11 protein-coding genes are annotated in these 12,869 nt (G+C 44.2%); 6 read left to right on the plus strand and 5 right to left on the minus strand.

The window, feature by feature from the left end; all coding sequences use genetic code 11:
* Window positions 1–187 precede the first annotated feature (187 nt).
* The 6 genes from BG260_RS07155 (at window position 188) to BG260_RS07180 (ending at window position 7,769) form a co-directional block, all read left to right on the plus strand.
* Window positions 188–823 carry a thymidine kinase gene (locus tag BG260_RS07155; protein ID WP_069131272.1) on the plus strand — a complete coding sequence of 212 codons (636 nt, stop codon included), beginning with the start codon at window positions 188–190 and terminating at the stop codon, window positions 821–823.
* Window positions 824–828: 5 nt separating this feature from the next.
* Entirely contained in the window at window positions 829–2,160 is a 1,332-nt protein-coding gene (locus tag BG260_RS07160) for a NupC/NupG family nucleoside CNT transporter (protein ID WP_069131273.1), read from the plus strand.
* 112 nt (window positions 2,161–2,272) lie between these two features.
* On the plus strand, window positions 2,273–3,160 hold the full coding sequence (locus BG260_RS07165; RefSeq protein WP_176719453.1) for a peptidylprolyl isomerase: 888 nt from the start codon (window positions 2,273–2,275) through the stop codon (window positions 3,158–3,160).
* Window positions 3,161–3,189: 29 nt separating this feature from the next.
* A complete protein-coding gene (locus BG260_RS07170; RefSeq protein WP_069131275.1) occupies window positions 3,190–4,611 on the plus strand; it encodes a peptidylprolyl isomerase in 1,422 nt (473 codons plus the stop codon).
* Complete coding sequence (locus tag BG260_RS07175) at window positions 4,608–5,603, plus strand: AAA family ATPase (RefSeq protein WP_069131276.1); 996 nt, start codon at window positions 4,608–4,610, stop codon at window positions 5,601–5,603. The genes BG260_RS07170 and BG260_RS07175 overlap by 4 nt, the downstream gene beginning before the upstream one ends.
* Window positions 5,604–5,642: 39 nt before the next feature.
* On the plus strand, window positions 5,643–7,769 hold the full coding sequence (locus BG260_RS07180) for a hypothetical protein (protein WP_069131277.1): 2,127 nt from the start codon (window positions 5,643–5,645) through the stop codon (window positions 7,767–7,769).
* 64 nt (window positions 7,770–7,833) lie between these two features.
* On the opposite strand, the gene BG260_RS07185 is transcribed toward BG260_RS07180, so the two are convergent.
* The 5 genes from BG260_RS07185 to BG260_RS07210 form a co-directional block, all read right to left on the minus strand.
* Entirely contained in the window at window positions 7,834–8,400 is a 567-nt protein-coding gene (locus BG260_RS07185; protein ID WP_069131278.1) for a DUF4168 domain-containing protein, read from the minus strand.
* Window positions 8,401–8,873: 473 nt separating this feature from the next.
* Window positions 8,874–9,620, minus strand: coding sequence for a tRNA pseudouridine(38-40) synthase TruA (gene truA, locus BG260_RS07195; RefSeq protein ID WP_069131280.1), 747 nt, complete (start codon window positions 9,618–9,620; stop codon window positions 8,874–8,876).
* An 8-nt stretch (window positions 9,621–9,628) separates the two neighbouring features.
* Window positions 9,629–10,549, minus strand: coding sequence for a hypothetical protein (locus BG260_RS07200; RefSeq protein WP_083750157.1), 921 nt, complete (start codon window positions 10,547–10,549; stop codon window positions 9,629–9,631).
* Window positions 10,550–10,558: 9 nt separating this feature from the next.
* Window positions 10,559–11,449 carry a bifunctional methylenetetrahydrofolate dehydrogenase/methenyltetrahydrofolate cyclohydrolase FolD gene (gene folD / locus BG260_RS07205; RefSeq protein WP_069131281.1) on the minus strand — a complete coding sequence of 297 codons (891 nt, stop codon included), beginning with the start codon at window positions 11,447–11,449 and terminating at the stop codon, window positions 10,559–10,561.
* A gap of 47 nt (window positions 11,450–11,496) precedes the next feature.
* Window positions 11,497–12,867 (minus strand): sigma-54-dependent transcriptional regulator, encoded by a 1,371-nt coding sequence (locus tag BG260_RS07210; RefSeq protein ID WP_069131282.1) that lies wholly within the window; start codon window positions 12,865–12,867, stop codon window positions 11,497–11,499.
* Window positions 12,868–12,869: the final 2 nt, after the last annotated feature.

The raw sequence follows: 12,869 nt of genomic DNA on the forward strand, positions 1-12,869 counted from the left end.
TAGTCAGTCTGATGTATATGATTTTTATAATAAGTGAACTTCTTCCCGATAATGGATTAAAAGGTAGCAATTTATTCACAAAACGACTGAACGGATTGAAGGGTAAAACCCGATGAAAAGAAAACTTTTGTCTTTATCCCTACAAGGATATATTCCACGCAGTAATTTGCACGACTAATCGAAAAAAATGATAAACGAACCCGGTTTTGTCTCAGATCAGGTTGGATGGATAGAAGTGATCTGCGGCGGGATGTTTAGTGGAAAAACCGAAGAACTGATTCGAAGAGCCAAACGCGCTCATATAGCCGGTCAGCGTGTTGTGGTTGTAAAACCGGCCATTGACAACCGATATAGCGACACAGAAGTGGTTTCGCATAACGAAAATGCTCTCCCCGGAATCCAGGTTGATACGGCTGATCAAATTATCCTACTTACCTCTACGGCAAAAGTTGTTTGTATAGACGAAGCTCAGTTTTTTGATGACCGGATCGTAGATGTGGCCAATACCCTGGCGAATGACGGTAAACGGGTCATAATTGCCGGTTTAGATATGGATTTTGAGGGAAAACCTTTTGAGCCGATGCCACAACTGCTGGCTGTTGCTGAATTCGTAACCAAGCTTCATGCTATCTGTTCGGAGAGTGGAATGATTGCCAACTTTTCGCAACGAGTGGTGGAAAATCAGGATAAAGTTTTAGTTGGTGAAAAAGATGCCTACGAACCCCGTGCACGCCACTGCTTTCGTCCGCCGGTCGATCAAAAACGTGGGAAACCGATTCCCCGCATGAATCCAGTTGAATCAACAGAAGAACCTAACGAGTAAATCGCATGAACATACTTCGTGGAATTATTGGAATGGCTGTCATCATCGGAATCGCACTGATGCTGAGCAAAAACCGTAAGGCGATTAACTGGAAACTGGTTGCTACCGGACTGGCCATTCAGTTTGGTCTGGCGATCTTCATCCTCAAAGGTTCGGACATGGCAGAAGTTTGGACACCACTCGGCTGGCCTAAAGACTTCTTCAGTTGGGTATCCAGCTTTTTCGTCGTTGTTCTGGATTTTACCACCGCCGGGGCTGAATTCATATTTGGAGACCTGGCTAAAAGTCCGGGAATGGAAGGTAGTTTGGGTAACTTTTTTGCCTTTCAGGTTTTGCCGACCATTGTCTTTTTCGCCTCTTTAACAGCGATACTATACCACTATGGCATCCTACAAAAAATTGTGAGTTTAATGTCGAAAGGGATGCAAAAATTAATGGGTACATCCGGTGCGGAGTCCCTCTCTGTTGTTGCGAATATTTTTGTGGGTCAGACCGAGTCTCCCCTCGTTATTAAACCATACATTAGTAAAATGACGCTGTCGGAGCTTCTGACAGTTATGACCGGCGGTATGGCTACAATTGCCGGCGGTGTGATGGCCGCCTATGTTCAAATGCTTGGCAATTCATACGCACTTGCCAACAATGTGCCTCTTGATGTGGGACGGCTGTTATTTGCTGAACAACTTTTAGGAGCCAGTTTGATGGCGGCTCCCGCAGCACTCGTTATTGCAAAAATTCTCTATCCGGAAACATCTGAACCTGCCACCAAGGGGGATGTTAAAATGAGTGTGGAAAAAACTGATGCCAACGGTATTGATGCCGCCGCAACCGGAGCCGGTGTTGGGTTAAAGTTGGCCGCAAATGTGGGGGCTATGCTCTTGGCATTTATTGCACTGCTGGCCATGGCTAACTACTTTCTGTTTGAAATTGGAGAACTCACCGGGTTCAACTCTCTTTTTCCGGAATTTGACCTGACTATTGAGACCCTGCTCGGCTGGTTACTTGCACCTATCGCTTTCTTAATGGGAGTACCCTGGGAGGATGCTGTAAACCTGGGCTCCCTACTGGGTACAAAAGTGGTGTTGAATGAGTTTGTTGCCTATCTGCAGATGGCCGATATGGTTTCTGAAGGTATGCTTTCGCCTAAAACCATTACCATGGCTACATTTGCACTTTGTGGATTTGCCAATTTCTCATCTATTGCCATTCAAATAGGCGGAATTGGAGGATTAGCTCCCAATCGAAAATCAGATTTGGCCCGGTTTGGGCTGATGGCAGTTTTGGCAGGTACTATGGCCAATATGATGACTGCAACAATTGCAGGGATTCTTTTCTAAACAGGCTGTTCATTTTATTGTTTTCTAATACCTCTATTAAATGGTATTTTGATGCTCATATCACAGTTTTCAGTATAAAAAAAGCTGAGTAACTGAAATTGGTATTATGCTCATGAATAAATTCTTACTTACAACTCTCGCCCTGTTGATGCTCCTCATATCAGCTTGCAGCATCGGGCAGGAAAGTGATGACACTCCGGTGCTGGCCAGAGCCGGTGGGCAGTCTCTCACTCTTCAAATGGCTCTGAATGAAATACCTCAATCTGTGTTGCAGCAAGACAGCATCGAAGCGATCTCAAACTATGTTGATCAGTGGATTAACCAAGCCGTAACGGTTCAGCATGCCGAGCATATCGGGCTGGACCGAACCGATGAGTTCAACAGGCGTTTGCAGCGGCAAAAAAACCAACTACTGGAACAGACTTTGAAAGATTATCTGATTGAACAAAATTTGAATCAGATAGAAGTCTCTACCGAAGAAGCGCAGACCTATTACCAGACTTACAAAGACCAGTTTACCCTGAATGAGAAGTTTGTAAGGTACCGCCATATCACTACAAATACACGAACAGATGCCGACAATGCAAACCGTGCGTTGATGCGTGGTGAAGATTGGAGAGATATTGTAAATGAATACAGCATAAATCCGGATCTGCAATTTCGTCAGTCCCAGCAATTCTGGCCAATTTCACTTGCCGGTGGAGATATTCCCATCATCCGCCGATACCTGAACAGAATGGGGCTCTCGGAACGATCCCCAATCTTTATTCATGGCGGACAGTATCATTTAATACAGCTTATGGAAGAGAGACCTGCAGGCGACAATCCAAATCTCGATTGGCTAATCCCTCAAATAGAGCAGTGGCTTAAACTGGAGAAAGCCCGAAGAATCACCAACAGTTACGTACGAAATCTGTATCTTGAGGCTTCCTCAAATAATGAAATAGAGCGTGCTAACGTTAGCGATATCGAAAACATACTATCCGGCAACCGAAATTGAATTCAATAAGTTAATATTAAAAGGAAGTAATGACACATTTTTTAAAATCACTCCTCTTTTTAACGGCTATCATCACAATTCTCGCCTCCTCTCTTTTCGCCAGACAGGGACAAGTTGCAGACCGGATTGTGGCTGTTGTAAACGACCGAATTATACTGAAATCCGATGTTGATGATGAAGTTCGAAACTATATGAATCAATCGCAGGCTCAGGGGCAAAACGTAGAGTTCTCTGAAGACCTTTGGTATAGTGCCCTTCAGAGCATGGTCGATAACTATGTAATGCTTGAGCAGGCCGAAGTTGACTCCATCACCGTTTCAGATGAGATGGTGAATCGACAGATGGACATTAGGATAAATGAACTTGTACGCCAGGCAGGTGGTGAACGAGCACTCGAAGAGGCTTTTGGAAAAAGTATTATTCAGCTAAGAGCAGATTTCCGTGACCAGTTTCGTGAACAGATGGTCGTTCAGCGCGTTCAGCAACAGAAAATGGGAGAAATCACCATTACCCGGCCTGAAGTAATTGAATTTTTCAACAGCATTCCCGACAACGAACTTCCCATGATCCCGGAACAGGTTGGTATTTCACAAATTGTGATCATCCCCCAACCCCTCGAGGATGCACAAAACCAGGCATTTCGAAAAGCTGAAGCGCTCCGGGATTCAATTCTGAACCATGGTGCAGAGTTTGAAGCTATTGCCAGACGACATAGTGAAGACGTTTCCGCTCAGCGTGGCGGCTCTCTCCCACTCATGCCGATAAATGACCTGGTAGCAAACTACTCTGCAGCGGCAACCGCACTCAATCCCGGTGAAGTTTCTGAAATTGTGCGAACAGAGTTTGGTTATCACATTATTCGGCTTGATGAACGAAGAGGGGATCAAATTGCAACAAGTCACGTTCTGATAAAAATTGACGATACTCAGGTTGACGAAGATTCGGCAATTGAGAAGCTGGAAGCTATCAGAGACAGCGTACTCAACCATGGAAAGACATTCAGTGATATGGCACGAGCACATTCTGAAGATCCGCGTACTAAAGATTTGGGCGGAAGGATTTCTAATCCACAGACCGGTGAGCGCCTCATACCGATCAACCAGCTGGAACCCTCACTCTACCGAATTGTGCTTTTACTTGAAGAAGAAGGGCAAATTTCTGAACCCCGCTCTTTCAATCCACCCCAGCAGAATGTAAACCGGGCATTTAGAATTGTTCGGCTCGACCGGCATGTTCCCGAGCATAAAGCAAACCTGGAACAGGATTATGAAAGACTCAGAGCTATTGCTCTGCAACAGAAACAGATGCAGGAGTTTTCCACCTGGCTTGAAAATCTTCGGGATCAATTTTTCATCGAATTTAAAATCCCAATGCCGGATGTAGATGCACTCCAAGACCCGCTTATGGACACACCGGTAGAGACAGAAGCTGAGATGGAGATTCAGCAATGAGTTCACTCCAGTCAGAAGAACCGGAAGTGATTGCGGATACATTCAGCCAGTCATTTTCCGATATCAAACGTGAAATATCAAAAGTAGTTGTTGGTCAAGCCGATGTAGTTGATCAGCTGCTAATTTCACTTTTTTCAGGGGGTCACTGCGTGCTTGTAGGAGTACCCGGACTGGCTAAAACTCTTCTGATTCACACCGTTGCTGAAACCTTAAATCTAAGTTTTAGCCGAATTCAATTTACACCTGACCTGATGCCGGGTGATATTACCGGAACCGAGGTCATAGAGGATGACAAAGAAACCGGCAAAAAACATTTTAAGTTTATTCAAGGGCCAATTTTTGCCAATATTGTATTGGCAGATGAGATCAATCGTACCCCGCCAAAAACACAGGCAGCTCTACTCGAAGGAATGCAGGAGCATAAGGTTACAGCTTCCGGACAGACTTTTAAATTAGACGATCCGTTTTTTGTTCTGGCTACACAGAATCCGATTGAACAAGAGGGGACCTATCCTCTACCGGAGGCTCAGCTCGACCGGTTCATGTTCCAGATTCATTTAAATTATCCCAATCCGGATGAAGAGAAACAGATAGTTAAACAGACTACATCTGCCCGAAAGGCGGAAGTAAATGCTGTACTTGAAAAAGAACAAATACTGGAATTCCAAAAACTGATCCGTGAAGTTCCGGTACCGGAGCATGTACTCGATCAGACCATCAAGCTTGTTACACAAACCCGCCCAAATACAGAAATATCCAAAGAATGGGTTAACTCCTATCTAAGCTGGGGAGCCGGGCCAAGAGCATCACAATATTTGATTTTAGGAGCCAAAACTCGCGCGCTCTCCCAAGGCCGGATGAATGTGGAGATACAGGACATCGAAGCATTGGCTGTACCGGTGTTACGTCATCGTATTGTAACAAACTACGCAGCCGAAGCGGATGGGTTTACCACAGAAGGTGTTATCCTAAAGCTGCTTAAAGAGCTGTAAAATTCAATTTAGTGCGATTCACATCAGTAATCCGTATGTATGAATTTCGCAATATTTAATGGTTTAAATCCGGTTCTGCCCGTTCTCTTGCTTCTTGTTGGAGCCCTATTATCTATTGCCGTTGCCTACTACAGCTACAGTTCTCTCGACAAGGCCGGAACGTTAAAAAAGTGGACGCTGATTACTCTTCGATCCCTCTCCCTTCTGATTCTTCTCCTGCTGCTGTTTAATCCATACCTCACCGTTGAACAGACTGAAGTTAGTCGGGCAAAAATTGCCGTCTACCTTGATAATTCCCAAAGTGTAGCCATTGAAAAAGGTACGTACAGAGGATTGGAAGAGTACCAATTGCTGCTGGATGAATTTAAGCAAAGCAGGGATGATCGTGCCCGGTACATTTATCATACATTTGATTCTGAAGTGGTTTCAGGTGATACAATTAACGGAACCGGTGCAGATACCCGCTTGAATGAAGTTTTTACACATCTTCTGGAGAATGAGTATCAGTTTAGTGCTGCAGTGCTGTTCAGCGATGGAATCAACACTAGCGGACGAAATCCACTTTTTGCCTCAACGGAACTCTCTACTCCAGTAATAACGTATCCACTCGGCGATACAACTACAGTCAGAGATATTGCCATCTCCGATGTTCGTTATAACTCACCAGTTTATACGAATACGATTAACCGAATAACTGCAGAGATACAGCACAGACAGGTTGAGGGAGAAGAGACAGAATTTCGACTCATCAGAGACGGTGAAATCGTAGAGACAGTTCCAATCACTTTTCAATCCGCTTCCGGTTCTCAAATCGTTGAATTTTCGAGTGAATTTGAGGATCCCGGGTTTTACAATGTAACTCTTGAAGCTATTCCGCTGACCGATGAATTTTCTGAAGAGAATAACCGATATACCTACACCGTTGAGGTTCTTGACGACAAAACTGACATCCTTTCTATCGCGTTTGAAATTCATCCCGATGTAGCAGCGATCCGTAATCATATAGCTACAGATATCCAAAATGAGTTAACACAGACCAATTGGTTGGGAGGAACCCGATTCTCAGGCTACAATATACTGGAGTCGGATGAGCAAATTGATGAGATTGACCTGGTAATTCTGCATGGACTGCCGCCAAACAATTCGGAAATTCTGAACAGAATCGAAGAGTTGATATCAGATACCCCTCTGTTACTATTTTCACTGCCCGTCTCTTTCGCAAATGGTAACCTTCAAACCGTGAGGCCCGTCATACCCGAAAACCTTGAATCGTCAATTGAGGTCAGACCGGTACTGCAATCTGATAACAGATCTCACTCCCTGCTCGAGCTAAATATTCCCTCAGAAAGAACACTCCCTGCACTTCATACGTACTCTGGCACGTATTCAACCACTGCTTCGGCAGAAATTTTATTACGTTCTAACTTTCAGGGTGCTCCAACAGATATTCCACTTCTGGTGGTTGATGAGACCCGATCCAACCGTATTGCCGCTGTCAATGCTTTTGGGTGGTATCGATACAAATTAAACCGGCAAGAATCGACACAAGGGTTTTATGATGATTTAATCACTAACCTTGTATCGTGGACATCAACAGCACCAGATGAACGAAATTTAATCCTATCCCCTGCAAAAGATCAGTTTACCGAAAATGAGAATATCCGGGTTCGGGCAGTTTTAAACAATGAACGCAGCGAACCGGAAACGAATGCAATCATACAACTTGAGGTTGAAGGTCTGGATCAAACGGGTGAAGGTCGTTCGTACAGAATGAGACACAGCCGTGGCGGAAACTACACTTCCGACCTTGGACGGCTGCCTGAAGGAGTTTACGAAGTTAAGGGCACCGCAGAAGTTGGAGGTCGAATGATCGGCCGGGATGAGATTAGAATTACTGTTGGTCGATCAAATATTGAGCTTGTAAACACTCAGCGAAATGATGTACTGTTACGTGCACTGGCAGAAAATAGCGGTGGTATTTTTCTCTCCGATCGCGACTTTACAAAACTCGACGTTTTTTTAAATGATCGAGATCTATTAGAAGCTGATGAGAGTGTCAACCGACAAAATTCTTACATACGGGACTTTGAGTTGATTTGGTTTTTACTGGTTCTTGGTCTGCTAACTGCAGAGTGGATTCTTCGCAGATCTCTTTCACTTCTATAGCGGGGAATAAAAAAACCGGCCTTAACTCAGACCGGTTTTATACATCATTTAATGTTAAGATTCCTTAGAATCCTTCACCTTGCGGAGCTGCTCCCTGCTCTTCCATCTGGGATTGCATCATCATCTCTTGTACTCTTTGTTGCATTTCAGGATCTTGCTGAAGTGCCATATTCAACTCCATAAATCGCTCCATTTCCATCCCTTCGGCTTCAATGGCTTCGGTCATTTGTGCATCTAGCTCCTGCTCAAGTTCACTAACCGCTTCCGAAGCAGATTCAAACTTTTCAATATCCTCCTGATTTACATCCAAATCTTCATCAGATTGTCCGTTAAATCTGGCTTCTGCAATCAAATTGTAGGTTTCCACATCCAGTCCTTCTTCTTCAACAACTGCAATCATCTCTGATTGGGCGCCCATCTGAATTTCCTGTGCAACCATGGAAACATCAACAAATTCACGTAATTCCTCATCTGATACATCGACTGCTGTTGCCGGTTGTTGCTGTTGAAACTGTTCCTGCATTTGGTCTTGTTGCTGTGCCTGCTGATCCATCGACATTTCTTCCGAATCCGGCTGACAAGCCAGCATTGTAAGTGGCACGATGATCATGGATAAAACTGATGTCTTCATTCTGTAGAGTTTTTTTATTTATTAGATCAATTGTATAGTGTTAACAGAATAAACCATCTACTGTTTCCTCTTTTATAGGATTTAAATCAAATTTACCTCGATTTACGAAGCGGATATCGGCTATTCATCTTTTCGACAGCAGATCCTGAGCTTTTCTCTCACCTTTCACAGTCAGCTCTAAATGTCCATATAAGAATGGTCCTCCAATCGTAGGTAAATTAATGAAATCCTTGTCACTTAGGTACTCAAGGTAATTTTTAAGTTCCGTTTTGTCGAACGATAACTCTTTGTTAAGATCTTCAACGGGTAATCGATTACATGAACGCTGAACAGTAAGTTTATAAGTTGTAAGAATGATGTGCTCTAACTTCTTATTAAATGATGAACCGATTAACATGCGATAAGGTTTATTTGAGTTTACAAAAGAAACCAAATACACCTTATCAAAAGGTTACCTAAACATTAATTCATTGTTACTCGACGTTGCCCGGATAGCGAACGTCATCTAAAATAAGCCCGGTTGGAGGTGCTGCAAAAGCTTTCTCATCCACCTCCTCCTCGTTCAACAACCGGGTAAATTGTTCAAATGTAAGACGACCTGAGGCTACCTGCATCATACTTCCAACAAGGCGCCTTACCATATGCCTCAAAAATCGGTTACCCTCAATTTTGTAAATAAGCAAATCTTCATACTCTTCCCATTCACTCCGGATAATGTTGCATTGTGTTGTGCCAAAATCTTCGTTGTTGGGAATACAGAAATTGATAAAATCATGCTCCCCAAAAATTAATTTGGAACATCTCTGAAGTAAATCCCGGTCTGGTTCAACATTATTAAACCAAACCGTATTCCTCTGCAGCGGTATTGGCTTTGTTGATATTCTATACTGGTAGGATCGACTGGTTGCATGAAAACGAGCGTGGAAATCAGATGATACTTCTTGCATATCAATCAATGCAACATCATGAGGCAGAAGTCCCCGCATTGCATAAATTACTCTCTGAGTCGTATATCTATCCGGAAGGTCAACATGAGCCGTTTGTCGTTTTGCGTGCACACCGGCATCGGTACGTCCCTGCCCAATAATATTCACATCCTGTTGATACATTTGGGACAAGGCATTTTCGATTACCCCCTCCACCGTTCTGCCCTCCGGCTGACGCTGCCATCCGTTAAAATCCGTTCCATCAAACTCAAATGTTAATAGATATCGCTGCATGGACTATGCTAATTGAAATAGAGATTGAGCTGAGCAGTCACGCCCGAAATTGCGGTGCTATTTGAGTTGATACCACGAACAGTAACAGGCTGAAATGAGAGGTTCACCCGATTCGATTCCAGATCTTTTCGGACTCTGTTATAGGCACTGATTCCGCTAACAATCCGGTTCACGACCATCAAGCCGGCCAGGGCAGGAAGCTGATTTCGAATACTCTCAGCCTCTGATCTCATATCTACGTATCGCCCCCTCTCTTCAGTTGAATTCCAAAACCATCGATTTTCGGGAATATCATCAATCAGCCGGTTCCAGTTACGGCTTCTAAGCTGATAATCGTTATGCTCTTCCAATGAGTTAAAGTCAGCCACAGCCAGCCGGAACGATCGGCTTCTGGATGAGATATCCACTCCGGCATTTAGGCTCACATACGTTTCAAAATCGTTCTCTATGCGATTAGCTTTGAGGTTAAAACCAAAAATCGCACCAAGTAAGGTGAGGTCTGAGCCGGTGTGAATATAACCTCGATTACGGTGAGCTTCACCTGCATAGAAATGTCCCCAGCCGGGCACCAGCATCGATCGAAGAAATGCTCCGGAGGGTGATTTAACTGTTACGCTACTGCTATTTTGAACCTGTGCTGTTGACCCTGTTTCATAAAGATTTTGCGCTGTTAAACCTTCCAAATTGAGAAGAAAAACAGTTAGGATTGCAAGGCTCCACCGGACGGCACAAATAGTTATTGGTGATTCTCGGCAAACCTGATTCCGCTTTTTCTCTCTGTTATTCCAATCAGCGATTTTGCAATTTGCCATTCGTTTCAGAGGTTTGCACAATGTATCGGATGAACTGTCAAAGCTGTATGGGTTTGAAACCATCCCAAAACTGTCGGGATGTTCACTTTTATCCGCCGATGTACAGGCTCTTCTCATAAATCGGGATTAATCAGGATAGATCGATTTTTTAGCGGCCAGCAGTGTATTTTTCATCAACATGGTTACCGTCATCGGCCCGACACCCCCAGGCACCGGCGTGATCCAGCTCACTTTCTCCTTTAGGCTTTCGTAATCACAATCTCCGGTGAGTTTATACCCCTTCTCAGAGGTTTCATCTGCAACACGATTAATTCCAACATCAATCACCACAGCTCCCTCTTTCACCATCTCCGCTTTTATCAAATTTGGCTGACCGGCAGCCACAACCAGAATGTCTGCAGAAATTGTGTGCTGTGTAATATCTTTCGTGAATTTATGGCAAATGGTAGTGGTTGCCTTCCCGGATGAGTTCTCTCGTGAGAGCATAATTGCCATTGGTGTTCCCACAATATTGCTTGCTCCCACCACCACAGCGTGTTTGCCCTTTGTAGGAATGCTATAGTATTTGAAAAGCTCAAAAATTCCGGCCGGTGTGCACGACTTAAACGTTGGCTGATCGACCGACAGGCGCCCCACATTCATCGGGTGAAAACCATCCACATCTTTTCGATGATCGATACTTTCGATGACAGCGTGGGCGGAAAGATGGGACGGCAACGGAAGCTGAACCAAAATTCCATCGATGGAGTCATCTTCATTAAAACTCTGTATCACATTTTTCAGCTCTTTTGCCGAAACCGTATCGGGCAGATGAGTGGTATCCGTGTCAATGCCAACCTCTTTGCAGGCGCGTGTTTTTGCGGCAATATAGGTTGAGGAAGCCGGATCGTTCCCAACCTGAAGAACTTTCAAAAACGGCCGTCGATGTCCCGCTTCCACCCAGTTTTCAACATCTTCGCGGATTTGAACCTTCAATTCCGATGCCACCTTTTTCCCATCTATCAATTTTGCTGCCATGCCAGTCTTACGTATTTATAAATATTGATATCTGCCTTCATCAGGCATTACCGTTCAATATCGTACTTTTTCATTTTGTTGTAGATATGACTTCTGCGAATCTCAATCGCCTCCGCGGTTGCTGAAATATTCCAGTCATACTTTTCCAATTTCTTTACCAAAAACATCCGTTCGGCCTGTTCTTTAAACTCCTGAAAACTATCCATATCCTCAATCAGCTCCGAAACAACTTTCTTAGAACTCCGGTTACCCACAACAAGCCGGCTCACGTCCTCACCGGTAATTTCATCCTCCGGGGCAAGTATTGCCAATCGTTCAATCACATTCTGAAGTTCCCGAATATTACCCGTCCACTGTTGACTTTTCAAAACCTCTATGGCTTCTCCCGAAAATGATTTTCCGGAATAGAGTATTTCTTCTTCCCCAAGTTTTTCAAGGAAAAACTTAGCAAGCAGTGGAATATCCTCTTTTCTGTCTCGAAGCGATGGGATGTGGATCGGTATCACACTCAATCTGTGGTAAAGGTCTTCACGAAATTCTCCATTTTCAATTGCCTGCTGCAGATCCTTATTTGTAGCCGATATCACCCGTACATCTACCTCAATATTCTCAGAACCGCCAACGCGGGTAATTTTATTCTCCTGAAGTGCACGAAGAACTTTTGCCTGGGCATCCGGACTCATATCACCGATTTCATCCAAGAAGAGTGTGCCCCCGTCTGCCTGTTCAAATTTCCCAATTCGCTGACTCACCGCCCCGGTAAACGCTCCTTTTTCATGGCCAAAAAGTTCGCTCTCCAGCAAATCGGCAGGTATTGCCGCACAATTTACATCTACAAAAGGTTTGGAAGCACGTCGACTTTGATTGTGGATGGAACGGGCAACTAGCTCTTTTCCTGTTCCGTTTTCACCGGTTATCAATACACGGGATGAGGTTGCAGAAATCTTCGATATGGTGTCCTTAATCTTTTGAATTGCAGGACTTTCACCAATAATCTCAGATGCGCCATGAAGCTTCGTACGCATCTGTTTATTTTCTCGGACCAGTTCACTGCTATTCAGTGCATTACGAACCGTTACCAACAGTCGATTCAAATCCGGCGGTTTCTCCAGAAAGTCAAATGCTCCTTTTTTGGTAGCATCTACTGCAATTTTAATGGTGCCGTGACCGGATATCATGATGACCGGCAACTCCGGTTTCATCTCTTTAATTCTCTCGAGGGTTTCAATCCCGTCCATCCCCTTCATTTTGATGTCCAGGATAACAAGATCGATCTCCTCTTTCTCGATCTGTTTTAGTGCGTCTGCCCCGCTCTCTGCTTCAAAAACACCGTAAGACTCATACTCAAGAATATCCCGCAAAATATTCCGAATGCTCTTCTCATCATCTGTAATCAATATCTGCGGTTTCTTGCTCATGC

It is taken from the genome of Rhodohalobacter halophilus, from assembly GCF_001715195.1.
GTDB lineage: Bacteria > Bacteroidota > Rhodothermia > Balneolales > Balneolaceae > Rhodohalobacter > Rhodohalobacter halophilus.